Here is a 17,832-nt window from a genome sequence, read left to right as displayed (position 1 = left end):
ATGACTAGCACTGTCAAGGTTGACCTGCCTGCAGAGATCTTCGACGTACAGACCAACGTGCCGCTGCTGCACCAGGTCGTCGTTGCCCAGCTCGCTGCTGCTCGCCAGGGTACCCACAAGACCAAGACCCGCGCTGAAGTTTCCGGTGCAGGCCGCAAGCCGTTCAAGCAGAAGGGCACCGGCCGCGCCCGTCAGGGTTCAATCCGTGCTCCTCACATGACCGGTGGTGGCGTTGTCCACGGCCCGACCCCGCGTGACTACAGCCAGCGGACCCCCAAGAAGATGATTGCTGCTGCACTTCGCGGCGCGTTGTCTGACCGCGCCCGTAACGGCCGCATCCACGTTGTTGCTGAACTGGTAGCCGGCACCAAGCCGTCCGCCAAGGAAGCACTGGCAACGCTGCGCGGCGTGTCCGAGCGCAAGAACCTGCTCGTTGTCATCGAGCGCGCCAACGATGTTGCCGCACTGTCCGTGCGCAACCTCGCAGATGTTCACGTTCTGTACGCAGACCAGCTGAACACCTACGACGTGCTCGTCTCTGACGACGTAGTCTTCACCAAGGCTGCCTACGAGGCATTCGTTGCCGCCAAGGCAAAGAACGAGGAGGATGCCAAATGAGCGCAGCCACCATCAAGGACCCGCGCGACGTCGTGCTTGCACCCGTCGTATCGGAAAAGAGCTACGGCCTGATCGATGAGGGAAAGTACACCTTCCTGGTGGACCCCCGCTCGAACAAGACCGAGATCAAGCTGGCCGTGGAGAAGATTTTCTCCGTCAAGGTCGAATCGATCAACACCATCAACCGTGCCGGTAAGCGCAAGCGCACCAAATTCGGCTGGGGAACCCGCAAGAACACCAAGCGTGCGATTGTGACCCTCAAAGAAGGCACGATCGACATCTTCGGCGGTCCGCTCGCGTAGCGGAGACCACTTTAACGAGGAAATGAATTATGGGAATCCGTAAATATAAGCCGACTACCCCGGGCCGTCGCGGCTCGAGCGTAGCGGACTTCACTGAAATCACGCGGTCGACGCCGGAAAAGTCGTTGGTTCGTCCCCTCCCGAAAAAGGGTGGCCGTAACAACACCGGTAAGATCACGACCCGTCACAAGGGTGGTGGCCACAAGCGCCAGTACCGTCTGATCGACTTCCGTCGCCACGACAAAGACGGCGTCAACGCCCGCGTTGCCGAAATCGAGTACGATCCGAACCGCACGGCTCGCATCGCCCTCCTGCACTACGTTGATGGCACCAAGCGTTACATCATCGCCCCGAACAAGCTGTCCCAGGGTGACGTAGTTGAAGCAGGTGCCAGTGCTGACATCAAGCCCGGCAACAACCTGCCGCTGCTCAACATCCCGGTCGGTACCGTAATCCACGCAGTTGAACTGCGTCCGGGTGGCGGCGCCAAGATGGGCCGCTCCGCCGGCGCATCGATCCAGCTGGTTGCCAAGGAAGGCCGCTTCGCCCAGCTGCGTCTGCCTTCCGGCGAAATCCGCAACGTCGACGTGCGCTGCCGCGCAACGATCGGCGAGGTCGGCAACGCCGAGCAGTCGAACATCAACTGGGGCAAGGCCGGCCGCATGCGCTGGAAGGGCGTTCGCCCGACCGTCCGTGGTGTCGCGATGAACCCGGTTGACCACCCGCACGGTGGTGGCGAGGGTAAGACGTCCGGTGGACGTCACCCCGTCAACCCCAACGGTAAGCGCGAAGGTCGCACCCGCCGTCCCAACAAAGAGAGCGACAAGCTTATTGTTCGTCGCCGTCGTACTGGCAAGAACAAGCGATAGGAGCCTGGACACATGCCACGCAGCCTGAAAAAAGGTCCTTTCGTTGACCAGCACCTCTTTGTAAAGGTGGACAGGGAAAACGAAAAGGGCACCAAGAACGTCATCAAGACCTGGTCCCGCCGCTCGATGATCATCCCCGACATGCTCGGGCACACGATCGCCGTGCACGACGGACGCAAGCACATTCCGGTGTTTGTCACCGAGTCGATGGTCGGGCACAAGCTCGGCGAATTCGCTCCCACGCGGACATTCCGCGGCCATGTCAAGGACGACCGTAAGGGCAAGCGCCGCTAGGCGCCTGCACTTACGTCAAAGACGAGAGAAGGAAAGCAATGGAAGCCAAGGCAATTGCGCGTCACATCCGCGTAACGCCTATGAAGGCCCGGCGCGTCGTCAACCTTGTTCGTGGTAAGCAAGCGAACGAGGCTCTGGCAATTCTGAAGTTTGCCCCCCAGGCAGCTTCGGAGCCGGTATTCAAGGTAGTTCAGTCGGCAATCTCCAATGCCCGGGTCCTCGCGGACCGCGACGGCGTGGCGTTTGACGAAGGTGACCTCATCATCAGCGAAGCGTTTGTTGATGAAGGCCCGACCATGAAGCGGTTCCAGCCGCGTGCCCAGGGTCGTGCATTTCAGATCAAGAAGCGCACGAGCCACATCACCGTGGTAGTCGCTACCCCGGAGAAAGAGGAGGCTCGCTAAGTGGGACAGAAAGTTAACCCGCACGGGTTCCGACTCGGCATCACCACCGATCACGTATCGCACTGGTTTGCTGACAGCACCAAGTCCGGTCAGCGGTACAAGGACTTCGTTCGCGAAGACATCCGTATCCGCCAGCTCATGTCCACGGGCATGGAGCGCGCCGGCATCGCCAAGGTTGAGATCGAGCGCACCCGCGACCGTGTCCGCGTGGATATCCACACGGCACGTCCGGGCATCGTTATCGGCCGCCGCGGTGCTGAAGCAGACCGCATCCGCGGCGAGCTCGAAAAGCTCACCGGCAAGCAGGTTCAGCTGAACATCCTCGAGGTCAAGAACCCCGAGATGGAAGCACAGCTTGTTGCCCAGGGCGTTGCGGAGCAGCTGACTTCCCGCGTGGCATTCCGCCGTGCAATGAAGAAGGCAATGCAGTCCGCACAGCGTGCAGGTGCCAAGGGCATCCGTATCGCTTGCTCCGGTCGACTGGGTGGCGCTGAAATGTCCCGCTCGGAGTTCTACCGCGAAGGCCGTGTGCCCCTGCACACCCTCCGCGCGAACATCGACTACGGCTTCTACGAAGCCAAGACCACCTTCGGCCGTATCGGCGTGAAGGTCTGGATCTACAAGGGTGACGTCACCTCCAAGGAACTGGCTCAGCAGGCAGCTGCTGCTCCGTCCCGTGGCCGTGGTGCCAGCGATCGCCCGGGCCGCCCGGGTGGCGCTGACCGTGGTGACCGCCGTCGTCGTACCGACCGCCCGGCAGCCGAAGCAGCACCTGCTGCTGAAGCTCCTGCGGTTGAGGCAGCTGCACCGGCAGTAGAAGGAGGACAGGCTTAAATGCTTATCCCACGTCGAGTCAAGCACCGTAAGCAGCACCACCCGGGTCGTTCCGGCGCTGCTACGGGCGGCACCAAGGTCTCCTTCGGTGAGTGGGGCATCCAGGCGCTGAGCCCGGCCTACGTCACGAACCGTCAGATCGAATCTGCCCGTATCGCAATGACCCGCCACATCAAGCGTGGCGGCAAGGTCTGGATCAACATTTACCCGGACCGTCCGCTGACGAAGAAGCCTGCTGAAACCCGTATGGGTTCCGGTAAGGGTTCTCCGGAATGGTGGGTCTCAAACGTCAAGCCGGGCCGGGTTCTCTTCGAACTCTCCGGTGTCAGTGAAGAGGTAGCTCGCGAGGCACTGCGCCTGGCAATCCACAAGCTGCCGTTGAAGGCACGCATTGTGCGTCGCGAAGGTGGTGAGTAGAAATGGCAGTAGGGTCGAAGGATCTCGCACCCGCGCAGCTGGACGGTTTCGACAACGAGCGTCTCGTTGAAGAACTCCGCAAGTCCAAGGAAGAGCTGTTCAACCTGCGTTTCCAGTCCGCCACCGGTCAGCTGGAGAACCACGGTCGTCTGCGCGCGGTAAAGAAGGACATCGCACGCATCTATACCGTTCTCCGTGAGCGCGAGCTGGGCATTCGTGCCGAGGTTGCCGCACCGGTTGTGGAAGCCAAGGAAGAAAAGAAATCCAAGAAGGCTGCAACCAAGAAGGCCGAAAAGGCTGAAACGGTTGAGACCGAGGAGGATGCCAAGTGAGTGAAAAGGACGAGAACGTGACGGAAACTGTTTCCGGCGCAGCCAAGGCTGACGAGCGCGGTTACCGTAAGACGAAGCGCGGCTACGTCGTCTCGGACAAGATGGAAAAGACCATCGTTGTCCAGGTCGAAGACCGCGTGAAGCACGCCCTTTACGGCAAGGTCATCCGCCGCAACACGAAGATCAAGGCTCACGACGAAGAGAACACCGCCGGCATCGGCGACCTCGTTCTCCTCGCCGAGACCCGCCCGCTGTCCGCTACCAAGCGGTGGCGCCTGGTGGAGATCCTCGAAAAGGCTAAGTAACACCGGCAGCTTTGCTGCCAGGCTTGTGCGAGAAGCCCCTGTTCCCCTCTGTGGGAACGGGGGCTTCTCCGTGTCCGGGAGCGATCCGCCACGCACGCCGGGCGGGGGAGCGGTCAGTCAACGGCTCCGCGGCTGTGATATGGGGATTGGCCCAAAACGTGCTAAGATTTTGAGTTTGTATGGCGCCGTTCGTGCGCCGTCATCAACCTCGTAAACAATCGTGCCACGGCATAGTGCCCCCATGCGCCCCGACTCGTCGGTATCGCCTGGGATGCAAATGTTTTTGGCACGGGAGTTTAGGCCTGGTCTGGCAAAATCCAGGCAGGTCAAGAGACACCCCGATCAACCGTTCCGCAAGGCTCATTCCGTAGGAAGATTTTCGGTCTGAGAACCAGCGCGACGCAAGGAGTAAATAGTGATTCAGCAGGAGTCGCGACTCAAGGTCGCCGACAACACGGGTGCTAAGGAAATCCTTACCATTCGCGTTCTCGGTGGATCTGGCCGTCGCTACGCAGGCATTGGCGACGTCATCGTCGCTACCGTCAAGGACGCAATTCCGGGCGGCAACGTAAAGAAGGGCGATGTCGTCAAGGCTGTCATCGTCCGTACCAAGAAGGAACGCCGCCGTGCGGATGGTTCCTACATCAAGTTTGACGAGAACGCAGCTGTGATCCTGAAGAACGACGGTGACCCCCGCGGTACCCGTATCTTCGGACCGGTTGGTCGTGAACTCCGTGACAAGAAGTTCATGAAGATCGTTTCTCTGGCTCCGGAGGTGCTCTAGTCCATGGCTAAGATCAAAAAGGGTGACCTCGTTCAGGTCATCACTGGCGCCAAGGCTGAGCGCGGCGGCGACCGTGGCAAGCAGGGCAAGGTTCTGCGCGTATTCCCGGATACCAACCGCGTGTTGGTTGAAGGCATTAACCGCGTAACCAAGCACACCAAGGTCGGTCAGTCGCAGCGCGGCACCAAGACCGGTGGCATCGAGGTTGTCGAAGCCCCGATCCACATCTCCAACGTGGCTCTGGTTGACCCGTCCACCAAGAAGCCCACCCGCGTCGGCTTCCGCACTGAAACCGTTGAGCGCAACGGCAAGCAGCGCGAAGTACGCATCCGCGTGGCCAAGAGCTCAGGGAAGGACATCTAATGACTGAGACTCTCGAGACTCCGGTAAGCAAGATCGTTCCTCGTCTGAAGACCAAGTACGCGGATTCCATCAAGAGCACGCTCATTGAGGAATTCAAGTACGAAAACGTCAACCAGGTTCCCCGTCTGGTCAAGGTCGTTGTGAACATGGGTGTTGGAGATGCCGCTAAGGACTCCAAGCTGATCGACGGCGCTGTCCGCGATCTGACCCTGATCACCGGTCAGAAGCCGCAGGTAACCAAGGCCCGCAAGTCGATCGCTCAGTTCAAGCTGCGCGAAGGCATGCCCATCGGTGCACACGCAACTCTGCGTGGAGACCGCATGTGGGAATTCCTGGACCGTCTGGTCACGCTGGCTCTGCCGCGTATCCGTGACTTCCGGGGCCTCAGTGGCAAGCAGTTCGATGGCAACGGCAACTACACCTTCGGTCTGACCGAGCAGGTTATGTTCCACGAGATCGACCAGGATTCCATCGACCGCGTTCGCGGTATGGACATCACCGTCGTGACCACTGCCAAGACCGACGACGAAGGCCGCGCGCTGCTCAAGGCGCTTGGTTTCCCGTTCAAGACCGAAGCTTAATCTAGCTACATAGAAGGTCCGGCCTTGCCGCTTCCCCCCAGGGGATGGCAGGGCGGAAACCGTTATGAGGAAGGGCAAGAGCCCAACATGACCATGACAGATCCCGTCGCAGACATGCTTACGCGTCTGCGCAACGCAAACTCGGCATACCACGACACCGTGACTATGCCGTACAGCAAGCTCAAGGCACGCGTTGCCGACATCCTGAAGGCCGAAGGTTACATCGCCTCCTGGAAAGAAGAAGACGCTGAGGTTGGCAAGAAGCTGACCCTCGAGCTCAAGTTCGGTCCGAACCGCGAGCGTTCAATCGCTGGCGTTCGTCGTATTTCCAAGCCGGGACTCCGCGTTTACGCGAAGTCCACCAACCTGCCGCACGTGCTCGGTGGCCTGGGTGTCGCAATCCTGTCCACCTCTTCCGGCCTCCTGACTGACAAGCAGGCCGGCAAGAAGGGCGTGGGCGGCGAAGTCCTCGCTTACGTCTGGTAACGGGAAAGGAAGAGAATAATGTCACGTATTGGACGTCTCCCCATCACCGTTCCTGCCGGCGTTGAGGTCAAGGTTGACGGCTCTGTCGTCAGTGTCAAGGGTACCAAGGGCGAGCTGAGCCACACTGTGGCCAGCCCGATCGAGGTCACCCTGGAAGATGGCACCCTGACTGTCGCCCGCCCGAACGACGAGCGCGCCTCACGTTCGCTGCACGGCCTGACCCGCACCCTGATCGCCAACATGATCCAGGGTGTCACCGCAGGCTACGAGAAGAAGCTTGAGATTGTCGGTACCGGTTACCGCGTCCAGGCAAAGGGTTCTGACCTGGAGTTCGCTCTGGGCTACAGCCACCCGGTCAACGTCTCGGCACCGAACGGCATCACCTTTGCAGTAGAGACCCCGACCAAGCTCTCTGTTTCAGGTATCTCCAAGCAGCAGGTCGGCGAGGTTGCTGCCAACATTCGCAAGCTGCGGAAGCCGGACCCCTATAAGGGCAAGGGCATCCGCTACGCCGGCGAAGTCATCCGCCGCAAGGTCGGAAAGGCTGGTAAGTAACCATGGCCATCGCAATTAACAAGAAGCGTACGAACAAGAGCAAGTCTGCTTCACGCAGCCGTCGCCAGCTTCGTATCCGCAAGCGCATCTCCGGAACGGCTGTACGCCCTCGCCTGGTCGTCAACCGCTCCGCACGCCACGTATTCGTCCAGGTTGTCGATGACACCAAGGGCCTGACCGTAGCGAGCGCGTCCACACTGGAAGCCGACCTTCGTGCATTCGACGGTGACAAGACCGCCAAGGCCAAGCGCGTTGGCGAACTGGTCGCCGAGCGTGCCAAGGCTGCCGGTATCGAAGCTGTTGTCTTCGACCGCGGTGGTAACAAGTACCACGGCCGGATCGCCGCCGTCGCTGACGGCGCACGTGAAGGTGGGCTGTCACTGTGACCGAAAATAACGAAAAGGACATTCAGGTGACTGAAGCTGTAGCTGCTCCGGCAACTGAGACCGCTGCGCCTGCTACCACTGACGACCGCCGTGGCGCTCGTCGTGGCGAGCGTGGCGACCGCGGCCAGGGCCGTGGCGACCGTGGTGGCCGTGGTGGCCGCGATGGTGGCCGCGAAGCCGAAAAGAGCCAGTTCGTAGAGCGCGTTGTAACCATCAACCGCGTTTCCAAGGTCGTCAAGGGTGGTCGTCGCTTCAGCTTCACCGCCCTCGTCGTTGTCGGTGACGGCAACGGTATGGTCGGCGTTGGCTACGGCAAGGCTAAGGAAGTTCCTGCCGCAATCGCAAAGGGCGTTGAAGAGGCCAAGAAGTCCTTCTTCCGCGTTCCCCGCATCGGCAGCACCATCCCGCACCGTGTTCAGGGTGAGGCCGCCGCAGGCGTCGTCATGCTGCGTCCGGCTTCCGCCGGTACCGGTGTTATCGCCGGTGGTCCGGTCCGTGCAGTACTGGAGTGCGTGGGCATCCACGACATCCTCTCCAAGTCGCTCGGTTCCTCCAACGCCATCAACATCGTTCACGCGACCGTTGATGCACTGAAGCGCCTCGAAGAGCCGGCAGCAGTGGCAGCACGCCGCGGCCTCCCGCTCGATGAGATCGCTCCGGCCGCAATGGTGAAGGCGCTCATGAACCAGAAGGCAGGTGTCTGAGCCATGGCTAAGAACCTGATTCCCTCTGACGTTCAGTTGGAGATCACTCAGATCAAGTCCGCCATTGGCGGCAAGCAGAACCAGCGCGACACGCTGCGGTCCCTCGGCCTCAAGCGGATCGGACACACCGTTGTCCGCACCGCTGACGCCGTGACCGTGGGTATGCTCAACACGGTTCCGCACCTGGTAAAGGTAGAGGAGGCGAAGTAAATGGCAGAGAAGAACACCGCCGAAAAGGCACAGGGCGCCGCTGCTGAGAAGCAGAACGCACTGAAGGTTCACCACCTGCGTCCCGCCCCGGGTGCCAAGACCGCCAAGACCCGTGTTGGTCGTGGTGAAGGTTCCAAGGGTAAGACCGCTGGTCGCGGTACCAAGGGTACGAAGGCCCGCTACCAGATCAAGGCTGGCTTTGCCGGCGGCCAGCTGCCGCTGCACATGCGCCTGCCGAAGCTGCGCGGCTTCAAGAACCCGTTCCGGGTTGAGTACCAGGTTGTAAACCTGGACAAGCTCAACGAGCTGTTCCCGGAAGGCGGCGCAGTCACCGTGGAGAACCTGGTCGAAAAGGGTGCCGTTCGCAAGAACCAGCCCGTCAAGGTGCTGGGCACCGGCGACATCACCGTCAAGGTTGACGTCACCGTCCACGCATTCTCGGCCAGCGCCGCAGAAAAGATTGCAGCAGCAGGCGGCAGCACCACCGCCCTCTAATAGGGGACGGCGGGGCAGACGCCCGTTGTGAAGACTCCCGGTACGCAGGGCCCAGGCCCTGCGTACCGGGAGTTTTTTATCATTTGGGACCTCTCCGATTGTTCGCCGGGCGCATGAACCCGTTAGACTCGGTTGTTGGGTTTTATTGACCTATCTCACACGACTTTATTAACACAACAGGAGGACGCTTGCTTAGCGCATTTGGCCGGGCCTTTCGCACGCCTGATCTGCGACGCAAGTTGTTGTTCACGCTGGGAATCATCACAATCTTCCGCTTGGGTGCCTTTATCCCCTCGCCTGGTGTGAGCTACCAGAATGTCCAGCAATGCTTGCAGAACGGTCAGACCTCGGGCGGGATCTACCAGCTCGTCAACCTGTTCAGCGGCGGTGCATTGCTGCAGGTGTCCATCTTCGCGCTGGGCATCATGCCGTACATCACGGCCAGCATTATTGTGCAGTTGCTCCGGGTGGTCATTCCCCGGTTCCAGCAGCTCTACGAGGAAGGCGCCTCAGGGCAGTCCAAGCTGACGCAGTACACGCGTTACCTGACCATTGCCCTGGGCCTGCTGAACGCCACGACGCTGGTGTCGCTGGCGCGTTCCGGCCAGTTGCTGCCCAACTGCCAGCTGGACATCATCCCCGACTCGAGCGTCATCACCACGATCCTCATCATCATCACCCTGACGGCCGGCACCGGCCTGATCATGTGGATGGGTGAGCTCGTGACGGAGAAGGGCGTGGGCAACGGCATGTCGCTGCTCATCTTCACCTCGATCGCAGCCGGCTTCCCCACCTCCCTGGGTGCCATCTGGAAGGCCCAGGGTCCTGGCACCTTCTTTATGGTCCTGGTCATCGGCCTGCTTACAGTGGCCCTCGTGGTCTTCGTGGAGCAGTCCCAGCGCAGGATCCCTGTCCAGTACGCCAAGCGCATGATCGGCCGGCGGACTGTGGGAGGCACCAGCACGTACATCCCCATCAAGGTGAACATGGCCGGTGTTGTGCCCGTCATCTTCGCATCCTCGATGCTGTACCTGCCGGGCCTGATCTCGCAGTTCAACCAGCCCAAGCAGGGCGAACCGATGCAGTGGTGGGTTGAGTGGATCAACAACAACCTCACGAAGGGTGACCACCCCATCTACATGGCGCTTTATTTCGCCATGATCGTTTTCTTTACCTACTTCTATGTCGCAATCACTTTCAATCCTGAAGAGGTTTCCGACAACATGAAGAAGTACGGCGGCTTCATCCCGGGCATCCGGGCCGGCAAGCCGACGGCGGACTATCTGCAGTACGTCCTTTCCAGGATCACCCTGCCCGGCGCCCTCTACCTGGGCTTCGTGGCATTGATCCCGCTGGTCGCCCTGGTCCTGATCAACGCCAACCAGAACTTCCCGTTTGGCGGCACCTCGATCCTGATCATGGTGGGCGTGGGCCTGGAAACGGTCAAGCAGATTGACGCGCAGCTACAACAACGTCACTACGAAGGGCTTTTGCGATGACGAGAATGCTGATTATCGGACCTCCGGGTTCAGGCAAGGGAACGCAGGCGGATCGGATCTCCGAGCGCCTCGGCGTCGTTGCGATCTCCACCGGCGATATCTTCCGCGCCAACGTCAAGGGTGAGACGCCGCTGGGCGTCGAGGCCAAGAAGTACATGGATGCCGGCGATTTCGTGCCGGACAGCGTCACCAACAAGATGGTGCGTGACCGTCTGGGCGAGGACGACGTCGAGAACGGCTTCCTGCTGGACGGTTACCCGCGCACCACCGCGCAGGTGGACTACCTCGATGAGATCCTTGCCAACGGTGAGCAGAAGCTGGACGTCGTCCTGCAGCTGACCGCCGATGACGAGGAACTGGTGCACCGGCTGCTGGGCCGTGCCAAGGAAACGGGCCGGAGCGACGACAATGAAGCCGTCATCCGCCACCGGCTGGACCTGTACCACGAGCAGACCGAGGCCGTTGTGGCCAAGTATGCCGAGCGCGGCATCCTGACCCAGGTTGACGGCATCGGCGGCATCGACGAGGTCACCGACCGCGTGATGCAGGCCATCAAGGCAGCGCAGGCAGCCTGATTTAGGGCTACCGCACACCGAGGCCGCCGAACCCGGCTTGCCTTCAGTGCCAGGAAGGGCGCGTCCCGTACCATCGAGTACGGGACGCGCCCTTTCCTGTTGTGGTGCGTCGTTGCTTGATGCGTGGTTGCTGGAGGCGCCGTTTCGGACGGCGACGCCGGCGGGGCGGTCAAGCGACCAGGACCGGGAGCCGGGCATCACCGGACGCATTGTCTGTGGGGAGATACTGCATGAACCAGACCCTTACGGGGGCGGCGAGGATCGCCGGCCTCGAAGTCTATGTGCCGCCGGGCCGGCTGGGCACCGGGCAGATGGAGCAGCAGCTCGCTGCCGCCAGCCCCGGTTTCCGTGTGCCGAGGGGCCTGATCGGTCGGCTGACGGGAATCCGGACGCGGTCGGTGATGGCCGGGACCGAGCAGGCCTCGGACCTTGCGGCTGTAGCCGCCGCGAAACTGCTGGCGGACCGCGGACTCCAGCCCGCCGACGTCGACCTCCTACTGTTTGCTTCGGCGAGCCAGGACATGGTGGAGCCGGCCACCGGCCACATGGTGGCCGCAAAACTGGGTTTGGCCTGCCCGGTGATGGACATCAAGAACGCCTGCAACAGCGTTCTTAACGGCCTGGAGGTGGCCGACGCCCTGATCGGCGCCGGCCGCTACCGGCGCGTGATCCTGGTCAGCGGGGAGTCGCCTTCCCGCGCCGTACGGTGGTCCGTTCCGGACCAGGAAACCTTCGCGGCGTCCTTTCCGGGGTACACCATGAGCGACGCCGGATGTGCCTTGCTGCTGGAACCGGCAGACCCCCGCGATGACGCAGGGTCCCGGGTGCTGGGAATGGGCTTTACCGCCAAGAGCAGCCACTGGGCCGTGGGAACACTGGCCGCCGGCGGGTCCGTAGCCCCGCGGGATCCCGAGGCGACGTATTTCAGCATGGACGGCGAAAAACTCAAGGACGCGTTCCTGGACCTGGGGAGGGGCATCCTGGATGAGACCCTGCAGCGGCTTGGCCTGGCGTGGGCGGACTTCGCCGTCGTCTGCGTCCACCAGGTCAGTGCCCCGTACCGGGACATCTTTGCGCGCGGAGCCGGGGTGCCGGAGGACAAGCTCGTGAGGACGGTCGAGGACTACGGCAACATGGCCTCGGTAAGCCTGCCGCTGCAGCTTAAGGTGGCGCAGGACTTGGGCCGGTGCGGGCCCGGCGACCTGGTGGCGCTGGTGGGGCTTGCCGGCGGCGTCAGCCTGGGCATCGCCGTGGTGCGGCTGTGACGCGGCCGCCCTCTGGCACCAAACCGCCGGTGCCCGGTACCGAACCGCCGGTGCCCGGTACCGAACCGCCGGTGCGGGCGCTGTGTGTCGCGATGCCGGCACTCAACGAGGAGAAGCTGATCCGCCAATCTCTGCAGGCCCTGGCTGCGCAGCTGCACCAAGACTTCACGCTCGTGGTGGTGGACAACGGGTCCACGGATGCCACCACTGAAATCGTGACGGATTTCGCCCGGATGCACCCCGCAATGGATATCCGGCTGGTCCACGAGGCCCACAAGGGAACCGGCGCCGCTGCCGATACCGGCATGCGCTTTGGCGCGCTGAACGGTGCCCGCTGGTTGGCCCGCACTGACGCGGACTGCCTCCCGGCCGCGGACTGGACCCGGCGCATCATGGAAGCGTTCGACGACGGCCTGGAAATGATCGCTGGGCAGCTCAACCCGCGGCTGGATGAAGGCCTGGGCCGGGGCAGCCGCTGGCTGATGCTGCTGGCCGTGGAGGTTGCGTCGTTCTTTGGCCGCATCCGGCCCGGCAACAAGGGGGAGGGCTACCTGGGCCCGTACCAGATGCTGCCCGGCTGCAACATGGCCATCACCGCGGAGTTGTACCTGCGGGCAGGCGGTTTTCCCCGGACCAGCATCGAGGAGCTGCATGAGGACCGTGCGCTCTCCAACCGGGTCCGCAAGCTGACGCGATCGTACGCCCTCCGGCGCAACGTGGTGGTGTTCGGATCCTCCCGCAGGGTCAAGGCCTGGGGCCTGCCCAACACGCTCGCCTGGTACGCCGACCACCGGTTCCGCCCCGACCACGTGGACATCCGGTGAGCGCAACCACTGCCAAGGCGGTAGCCAGGGGAGACCTGGCCACGTGGGAGCGGCGGCTGCACACCGCAGCCCATCCTGTGGCTTATCCGCTGATCCGCGGACTGGGGAAGCTACGGCCCGTTGTGCGGGTGCCGGGCCTGGGGGTGCTGGTCAGTGAGGCCTCGCTGGTCAGGGAAGTCCTGATGGATGCCGGCTATTCGAAGTCCGGCGCCAGGGCTTCCGGTGCACTGTGGACTCCCGTGGTGGGTCCGCGTGCCCTGCTGAACATGCACGGGGAGGAGCACCTGGACTTGCGGCGCCGCCTCAACGGCCTGTTCAGTCCGCGCGCCGTTCAGGCGATCGTGGCCCCGGCGGGCGATCGGCTGCGGGAACGGCTGGCCGCGGGGCTGGACAACGGCGGCTCGGTGGAGTTCGTCGGACTCGTGAAAGAGCTGTCAGGGGGAGTGGTCAGCAGGCTGCTGGGCGTCCCGGACGATGCGCCCGGGCGCCTGCCGGACACCGAACTCTTCAACCTGGGCACCTCCATCACTTCCCTGGTGAGGCTGGGGCGGCCACGCCTGACGCTGCCGCAGATCTCAAAGGCGAAGGCCGCCGTCGAAATCCTGGCCGGACCCGTCCGCAACGCGTACCGCGGCGACGACCCGTCCACCTTTCCGGGCCGCCTGAGGGTCCTGGGACTCAGCGAGGACGAAGCGGTGGGGATTGTCAGCGCCTTTGTGATCGCCGGAACCGAAACCCTGGTGTCCTATGTTCCGCGGCTCGCCGCGATGCTGTTCGACGGCGGCATGTTGCCCGCGCTGGCAGCTGACCGCAGTGGCCTCCCGGACGCCGTCAACGAGGGCCTGCGGTACACCGCGCCGTCGCCGATGATGCTGCGCGAGGCGACAACGGCCGGGCGGCTCGGTGGCGTGCGGATCGGGCCGGGGGACCGCATCCTGTTGTCCACCGTGCACGCCGTCAAGAGCCTGGGCGGCTTTGACCCGGGGACGCCCATTCCGGCCGCGGCCCGGCAGCTGTGGTTCGGGGCGGGCGCCCACTTCTGCATCGGCATGCCGCTGGCGATGGCCGAAATCAACTGCGCCCTGGCCGCGCTGCTGGACGAGTACAGCCGGGACCCGTGGCGCATCCGCTCCCGCGCCGTCAGCCGGAACGTGCTCATCCCGCACTACAAGTCACTGGAGCTGACCCGTGCCGACTGACCTGCCCGCTGACCTGCCCGCCAAGCTCCCGGACGACCTCATTGCCGCCGTGTACGAGACCGCCGCGAAATACCCGGACCATCCGGCCATCACGGCACCCGGCAGGCGTGGTGGCAGGCGCGGCGCCAAGCCGGGAAAAACCATCAGCTACCGGGAGCTCGCTGCCGGGATTGAATCCACTGCTGCCGGCCTGCGGCGTGAGGGCTTCGGTCCAGGGGAGCGGCTGTTGTTTTCGGTGCGGCCGGGGCCGGCGGCATTCACGCTCGCACTGGCTGCCGTCCGGGCAGGCGGGGCCATCGTGTTCATCGATCCCGGGGTGGGCCCCGGATTGTTCCGGAACAGGACGGCGTTGGCATCCCCGCGGTGGGCGGCCTCCGAGTCGCTGCTTTATGCGCTCAGCGCGCGCGGCCCGCTGCGGCCGCTTGCGCGGCGGCGCGGCCTGCTCCTTCCGGACTATGGCGCCATGAAGGTCCGGCACTTCCACTCCGGTCCGTGGCTTCCGGGGGTCCCGCTGAAGTCCACCAACATCCGTGCCCTGTCCCGCAGCGCTACTCCCGGTGGCATCGAGGACGACGGCGGCCACGACGGCGGCGCCGAGGGCGACGGCGGCCGGCCGGACGGGTTGCCGGCGGTCGAGGCAGCACCGGACCAGGAGGCGGTCATCATCTTCACCTCCGGCACCACCGGCCATCCCAAAGGCGTGGTGCACAGCCGCGGGACCCTGGCGGCGGGCTTTGGCCAGTTGAGCGCACGCTGCACATTCGCCGCCGGCGACCGCATCCACTCGGAGCAGCTGATGATGGGCCTGCCCGCCCTGATCGCCGGCGCACACTGGACCATGCCGGCGTACGGCTTGTCCGCTGCAATCGATCCGCTGCGCTTCGCGGCCGAGCTGGGGTCCTCGCCCCGGCAGCAGGCGGCAACCCACGTGTTCCTTGTACCCTCGCAGCTGGCGCCGATCCTTGACGCCGTGGAATCAGGACAGCTGCTGTGGCCGAGCACCCTGACCACGGTGATGCTGGGCGCCGCCCCAGTGTTGGCCCCGTTCCTGGAGCGTGCTGCCCGGCTCCTGCCCGGGGTGCGCTTCCACTGCATCTACGGGATGACCGAAGTGCTGCCCATCGCGATCGCGGACGGGCAGGAGAAGCTGGACTTCGCTTCCGGACACACTGCGGAATTCCGGACCCCGGACGGCTCCGGCGAGGGCGACTACCTCGGCGGACCGCTGCCCGGCGTCCGCGTCCGGGTGGCGGACGACCACGAGCTGATGGTCTCCGGGCCGAACATGTGCCTGGGCTACCTTGGCGAGGATGCCATGGACGAGCACGCCACAGGAGACCTCGTGAGGGTGGACAACGGCCGGCTGGTCCTGCTGGGGCGCAAGAAGGACATGATCATCCGCGGCAAGACCAACATTTACCCCGGCCTGTACGAGCCCGTCATCGCCGGCATCGACGGCGTGGCCCAGGCCGTGATGGTCGGCGTTCCGGACGGGATCGGCGACGAAGCGGTGTGGCTCGCCGTCGAACCGCAGCACGGACGGAACCATGAGGCGCTCCAGCAGGCGCTGCGCCGGTGGCTGCCGAAACTCATCGACGAATCGGCGCTCCCGGACCGGATCGAAATCCTGCCCCGGCTGCCGGTTTCCGGCCGGCACCGCAAACCCGACCGAATTGCCCTGAGGGCTCTTTTCGAAGACTTGCGGTCACAAGACCGGCCGCCGGAGGGGACGCCATGAGGATCGCAGTGACCGGGGCCAGCGGTTTCGTCGGCGGAGCCGTTGCTGCGGCTGCGGAGGAGCGCGGCTGGGAAGTGATCCGGTACGGCCGGCGCCAGCTCCCGGGCCAGCGGGTGTGGGACCTCGGCGCCGGGGAACTGTCCTCACCGCCGGTGATCGACGCCGTCGTGCATGCCGGCGCGCACGTGGCGGACTGGGGTCCCGCGCAGCTGTTCCACCGAGTCAACGTGCAAGGGACTGAGGCCGTTGCGGCGACCTTCCCGCGGGCGCGGCTGGTCCACATTTCAAGCTCCAGCGTCTACCCGTGGTGGCAGCCGTGCGTGGGCCGGCCGGAGGACCCGGTCGCGGGACGGTACCTGAACGCCTACTCCGGGTCGAAAGCCATGGCGGAGGCCGCGGCGGCGCGGCACGGCAATGCGCTGATACTCCGGCCGCACGGGGTGTACGGCCCGGGGGACCGGACGCTTCTGCCCCGTCTCATCAGCAATGTGAACCATAACCGGCTGCTGAGCGTCGGGGGACCGGATGTCCGGCACCAGCTGACGTCCGTAGGCAACCTGGCCCGGGCGGCGCTCGCCGCCTGCACCTCGGAGGTGACCGGCGCCGTCAACGTTGCCGACCACCGGCCGGTGGCACTCGGCCAGGTGCTGCGGGAGGTACTGGACAACACCGGCCGTTCCGACGTCGAACTCGGCTTCATCCCGATGCGTGCGGCAATGACGCTGGCGGCGTCCCTCGAAGCGATGGCAGGCGTGACACGCAAGCCGCCGAGGCTCACGCGCTACGCCGTGAGCCAGCTTGGCTTCGAGCGCACCTACTCCACGCGACGCCTGCGGGAGGAGCTTGGCGTTGTCCCTGTCCCGAGCAGCTTCGCGGGTGCGGGAGAATGGATCAGAGACCTGGGATGAACGCATCCCGCCCGCGAGACGAAGTACTGAGGTATACATGGCATTCGGACAGCCCCGGATCGAATACAAGACCAACGCCCAAATGCGGATCATGCACGAGGCCGGCCTGGTCCTGAGCCGAGCCCTGGACGCGGCGGTGGCGGCGGCCGTCCCCGGTGCCACCACGGCGCAGCTGGACGCGGTATTCGCTGCGGTCCTGGACGAGGCAGGCGCCAAGTCCAACTTCCGCGGCTACCACGGGTTCCCGGCCACCATCTGCACCTCCGTCAACGAGGAAGTGGTCCACGGGATCCCGGGCAGCCGTGTGCTCAACGACGGCGACATCATCTCGATCGACGGCGGCGCGATCGTGGACGGCTGGCACTCCGACTCCGCCCGCACCGTGATCGTGGGGACGCCCGACCCCGAGGACGTCCGGTTGTCCGAAGTCACCGAGGAAGCCATGTGGCGCGGCATCGCGGCGCTGGCCACCGGAAAGTTCGTGGGGGACATCGGCTGCGCCGTGGACGACTACGTCTCCTCCGTCCCGGGCAAGCCGCTGGGCATCCTGGAAGACTACGTGGGCCACGGCATCGGCTCCGAAATGCACATGGCGCCGGACGTGCTGAACTACCGGACCAGCCACCGCGGACCCAAGATCCGCCCCGGACTGTGCCTGGCCATTGAACCCATGCTGGTCCGCGGCAGCATCGAGACCGCCGTGCTCGAGGACGACTGGACCGTGGTCACCACGGACGGCAAGCGCTCGTGCCAGTGGGAGCACTCGGTGGCCGTTCACGAAAAGGGCATCTGGGTTCTCTCGGCGCCCGACGGCGGTGCGGCGCGGCTTGCGCCGCTGGGCGTGGTCCCGGTCCCGATCCCGTAAGTTTCGCGAATAACGCCGGC

Annotated in this window: 26 protein-coding genes; all 26 read left to right on the top strand. The window is 64.1% G+C overall.

From position 1 onward, the window contains the following. The 26 genes from rplD (at position 1) to map (ending at position 17,812) form a co-directional block, all read left to right on the top strand. The gene (rplD, locus tag AC1MDG_RS15255; protein ID WP_011692808.1) at positions 1 to 618 is read left to right on the top strand and encodes a 50S ribosomal protein L4; all 618 of its coding nucleotides are present in this window, start codon (positions 1 to 3) and stop codon (positions 616 to 618) included. Further along, the gene (gene rplW, locus AC1MDG_RS15250; protein WP_011692807.1) at positions 615 to 920 is read left to right on the top strand and encodes a 50S ribosomal protein L23; all 306 of its coding nucleotides are present in this window, start codon (positions 615 to 617) and stop codon (positions 918 to 920) included. The genes rplD and rplW overlap by 4 nt, the downstream gene beginning before the upstream one ends. 29 nt (positions 921 to 949) lie before the next feature. Beyond that, entirely contained in the window at positions 950 to 1,789 is an 840-nt protein-coding gene (rplB, locus tag AC1MDG_RS15245; RefSeq protein ID WP_028269580.1) for a 50S ribosomal protein L2, read from the top strand. A 12-nt stretch (positions 1,790 to 1,801) separates the two neighbouring features. Continuing rightward, on the top strand, positions 1,802 to 2,083 hold the full coding sequence (gene rpsS, locus AC1MDG_RS15240; protein ID WP_011692805.1) for a 30S ribosomal protein S19: 282 nt from the start codon (positions 1,802 to 1,804) through the stop codon (positions 2,081 to 2,083). 38 nt (positions 2,084 to 2,121) lie between these two features. Next, positions 2,122 to 2,487: a 50S ribosomal protein L22 gene (gene rplV, locus AC1MDG_RS15235; RefSeq protein ID WP_003803798.1), complete on the top strand. Its 366-nt coding sequence runs from the start codon at positions 2,122 to 2,124 to the stop codon at positions 2,485 to 2,487. After that, a complete protein-coding gene (gene rpsC, locus AC1MDG_RS15230; RefSeq protein WP_043483021.1) occupies positions 2,488 to 3,321 on the top strand; it encodes a 30S ribosomal protein S3 in 834 nt (277 codons plus the stop codon). Further along, positions 3,322 to 3,738 carry a 50S ribosomal protein L16 gene (gene rplP, locus AC1MDG_RS15225; RefSeq protein WP_011692803.1) on the top strand — a complete coding sequence of 139 codons (417 nt, stop codon included), beginning with the start codon at positions 3,322 to 3,324 and terminating at the stop codon, positions 3,736 to 3,738. 2 nt (positions 3,739 to 3,740) lie between these two features. Further along, positions 3,741 to 4,070 carry a 50S ribosomal protein L29 gene (gene rpmC / locus AC1MDG_RS15220; protein ID WP_043483019.1) on the top strand — a complete coding sequence of 110 codons (330 nt, stop codon included), beginning with the start codon at positions 3,741 to 3,743 and terminating at the stop codon, positions 4,068 to 4,070. Next, positions 4,067 to 4,375: a 30S ribosomal protein S17 gene (gene rpsQ, locus AC1MDG_RS15215; RefSeq protein ID WP_011692801.1), complete on the top strand. Its 309-nt coding sequence runs from the start codon at positions 4,067 to 4,069 to the stop codon at positions 4,373 to 4,375. Before rpmC ends, rpsQ begins: the two co-directional genes overlap by 4 nt. Positions 4,376 to 4,790: 415 nt before the next feature. Continuing rightward, complete coding sequence (gene rplN, locus AC1MDG_RS15210; protein WP_003803789.1) at positions 4,791 to 5,159, top strand: 50S ribosomal protein L14; 369 nt, start codon at positions 4,791 to 4,793, stop codon at positions 5,157 to 5,159. Positions 5,160 to 5,162: 3 nt separating this feature from the next. Continuing rightward, positions 5,163 to 5,522: a 50S ribosomal protein L24 gene (gene rplX, locus AC1MDG_RS15205; RefSeq protein ID WP_479804873.1), complete on the top strand. Its 360-nt coding sequence runs from the start codon at positions 5,163 to 5,165 to the stop codon at positions 5,520 to 5,522. Continuing rightward, complete coding sequence (gene rplE, locus AC1MDG_RS15200; RefSeq protein ID WP_479804871.1) at positions 5,522 to 6,103, top strand: 50S ribosomal protein L5; 582 nt, start codon at positions 5,522 to 5,524, stop codon at positions 6,101 to 6,103. Before rplX ends, rplE begins: the two co-directional genes overlap by 1 nt. An 87-nt stretch (positions 6,104 to 6,190) precedes the next feature. Beyond that, positions 6,191 to 6,589: a 30S ribosomal protein S8 gene (rpsH, locus tag AC1MDG_RS15195; RefSeq protein WP_011692798.1), complete on the top strand. Its 399-nt coding sequence runs from the start codon at positions 6,191 to 6,193 to the stop codon at positions 6,587 to 6,589. 18 nt (positions 6,590 to 6,607) lie between these two features. Then, a complete protein-coding gene (gene rplF, locus AC1MDG_RS15190) occupies positions 6,608 to 7,144 on the top strand; it encodes a 50S ribosomal protein L6 (protein ID WP_479804869.1) in 537 nt (178 codons plus the stop codon). A 2-nt stretch (positions 7,145 to 7,146) separates the two neighbouring features. Next, on the top strand, positions 7,147 to 7,530 hold the full coding sequence (rplR, locus tag AC1MDG_RS15185) for a 50S ribosomal protein L18 (RefSeq protein ID WP_011692796.1): 384 nt from the start codon (positions 7,147 to 7,149) through the stop codon (positions 7,528 to 7,530). Positions 7,531 to 7,556: 26 nt separating this feature from the next. Then, positions 7,557 to 8,234 carry a 30S ribosomal protein S5 gene (rpsE, locus tag AC1MDG_RS15180; RefSeq protein ID WP_200891032.1) on the top strand — a complete coding sequence of 226 codons (678 nt, stop codon included), beginning with the start codon at positions 7,557 to 7,559 and terminating at the stop codon, positions 8,232 to 8,234. A 3-nt stretch (positions 8,235 to 8,237) separates the two neighbouring features. Then, on the top strand, positions 8,238 to 8,444 hold the full coding sequence (gene rpmD / locus AC1MDG_RS15175) for a 50S ribosomal protein L30 (RefSeq protein ID WP_011692794.1): 207 nt from the start codon (positions 8,238 to 8,240) through the stop codon (positions 8,442 to 8,444). Beyond that, positions 8,445 to 8,939: a 50S ribosomal protein L15 gene (gene rplO, locus AC1MDG_RS15170; RefSeq protein ID WP_011692793.1), complete on the top strand. Its 495-nt coding sequence runs from the start codon at positions 8,445 to 8,447 to the stop codon at positions 8,937 to 8,939. Positions 8,940 to 9,127: 188 nt separating this feature from the next. Continuing rightward, positions 9,128 to 10,438: a preprotein translocase subunit SecY gene (secY, locus tag AC1MDG_RS15165; RefSeq protein WP_043483015.1), complete on the top strand. Its 1,311-nt coding sequence runs from the start codon at positions 9,128 to 9,130 to the stop codon at positions 10,436 to 10,438. 5 nt (positions 10,439 to 10,443) lie between these two features. Next, a complete protein-coding gene (locus AC1MDG_RS15160; protein ID WP_479809113.1) occupies positions 10,444 to 11,013 on the top strand; it encodes an adenylate kinase in 570 nt (189 codons plus the stop codon). Positions 11,014 to 11,243: 230 nt separating this feature from the next. After that, the gene (locus tag AC1MDG_RS15155; RefSeq protein WP_479804865.1) at positions 11,244 to 12,278 is read left to right on the top strand and encodes a 3-oxoacyl-ACP synthase III family protein; all 1,035 of its coding nucleotides are present in this window, start codon (positions 11,244 to 11,246) and stop codon (positions 12,276 to 12,278) included. Between the two features lie 29 nt (positions 12,279 to 12,307). Further along, positions 12,308 to 13,102, top strand: a complete 795-nt coding sequence (locus tag AC1MDG_RS15150; RefSeq protein ID WP_479804863.1) for a glycosyltransferase family 2 protein — start codon at positions 12,308 to 12,310, stop codon at positions 13,100 to 13,102. Further along, positions 13,099 to 14,301, top strand: coding sequence for a cytochrome P450 (locus AC1MDG_RS15145; RefSeq protein WP_479804861.1), 1,203 nt, complete (start codon positions 13,099 to 13,101; stop codon positions 14,299 to 14,301). Before AC1MDG_RS15150 ends, AC1MDG_RS15145 begins: the two co-directional genes overlap by 4 nt. Further along, the gene (locus tag AC1MDG_RS15140; protein WP_479804859.1) at positions 14,291 to 16,039 is read left to right on the top strand and encodes a class I adenylate-forming enzyme family protein; all 1,749 of its coding nucleotides are present in this window, start codon (positions 14,291 to 14,293) and stop codon (positions 16,037 to 16,039) included. The genes AC1MDG_RS15145 and AC1MDG_RS15140 overlap by 11 nt, the downstream gene beginning before the upstream one ends. Next, on the top strand, positions 16,036 to 16,947 hold the full coding sequence (locus AC1MDG_RS15135; RefSeq protein WP_479804857.1) for an NAD-dependent epimerase/dehydratase family protein: 912 nt from the start codon (positions 16,036 to 16,038) through the stop codon (positions 16,945 to 16,947). Before AC1MDG_RS15140 ends, AC1MDG_RS15135 begins: the two co-directional genes overlap by 4 nt. Positions 16,948 to 16,984: 37 nt before the next feature. Beyond that, positions 16,985 to 17,812, top strand: coding sequence for a type I methionyl aminopeptidase (gene map / locus AC1MDG_RS15130; protein ID WP_479804855.1), 828 nt, complete (start codon positions 16,985 to 16,987; stop codon positions 17,810 to 17,812). Positions 17,813 to 17,832 lie beyond the last annotated feature (20 nt).

The organism is Arthrobacter sp. AIWTK1 (assembly GCF_056680535.1).
Note: the sequence above shows the minus strand (reverse complement) of the source record. Positions and strands in the feature narration are given on the sequence as shown.

Excerpts from the sequence above, each read along its gene's own strand:
- rplD (WP_011692808.1), top strand. The coding sequence starts at position 1 with ATGACTAGCACTGTCAAGGTTGACCTGCCTGCAGAGATCTTCGACGTA.
- rplW (WP_011692807.1), top strand. The coding sequence starts at position 615 with ATGAGCGCAGCCACCATCAAGGACCCGCGCGACGTCGTGCTTGCACCC.
- rplB (WP_028269580.1), top strand. The coding sequence starts at position 950 with ATGGGAATCCGTAAATATAAGCCGACTACCCCGGGCCGTCGCGGCTCG.
- rpsS (WP_011692805.1), top strand. The coding sequence starts at position 1,802 with ATGCCACGCAGCCTGAAAAAAGGTCCTTTCGTTGACCAGCACCTCTTT.
- rplV (WP_003803798.1), top strand. The coding sequence starts at position 2,122 with ATGGAAGCCAAGGCAATTGCGCGTCACATCCGCGTAACGCCTATGAAG.
- rplP (WP_011692803.1), top strand. The coding sequence starts at position 3,322 with ATGCTTATCCCACGTCGAGTCAAGCACCGTAAGCAGCACCACCCGGGT.
- rpmC (WP_043483019.1), top strand. The coding sequence starts at position 3,741 with ATGGCAGTAGGGTCGAAGGATCTCGCACCCGCGCAGCTGGACGGTTTC.
- rplX (WP_479804873.1), top strand. The coding sequence starts at position 5,163 with ATGGCTAAGATCAAAAAGGGTGACCTCGTTCAGGTCATCACTGGCGCC.
- rplE (WP_479804871.1), top strand. The coding sequence starts at position 5,522 with ATGACTGAGACTCTCGAGACTCCGGTAAGCAAGATCGTTCCTCGTCTG.
- rpsH (WP_011692798.1), top strand. The coding sequence starts at position 6,191 with ATGACCATGACAGATCCCGTCGCAGACATGCTTACGCGTCTGCGCAAC.
- rplF (WP_479804869.1), top strand. The coding sequence starts at position 6,608 with ATGTCACGTATTGGACGTCTCCCCATCACCGTTCCTGCCGGCGTTGAG.
- rplR (WP_011692796.1), top strand. The coding sequence starts at position 7,147 with ATGGCCATCGCAATTAACAAGAAGCGTACGAACAAGAGCAAGTCTGCT.
- rpmD (WP_011692794.1), top strand. The coding sequence starts at position 8,238 with ATGGCTAAGAACCTGATTCCCTCTGACGTTCAGTTGGAGATCACTCAG.
- rplO (WP_011692793.1), top strand. The coding sequence starts at position 8,445 with ATGGCAGAGAAGAACACCGCCGAAAAGGCACAGGGCGCCGCTGCTGAG.
- AC1MDG_RS15160 (WP_479809113.1), top strand. The coding sequence starts at position 10,444 with ATGCTGATTATCGGACCTCCGGGTTCAGGCAAGGGAACGCAGGCGGAT.
- AC1MDG_RS15155 (WP_479804865.1), top strand. The coding sequence starts at position 11,244 with ATGAACCAGACCCTTACGGGGGCGGCGAGGATCGCCGGCCTCGAAGTC.
- AC1MDG_RS15135 (WP_479804857.1), top strand. The coding sequence starts at position 16,036 with ATGAGGATCGCAGTGACCGGGGCCAGCGGTTTCGTCGGCGGAGCCGTT.
- map (WP_479804855.1), top strand. The coding sequence starts at position 16,985 with ATGGCATTCGGACAGCCCCGGATCGAATACAAGACCAACGCCCAAATG.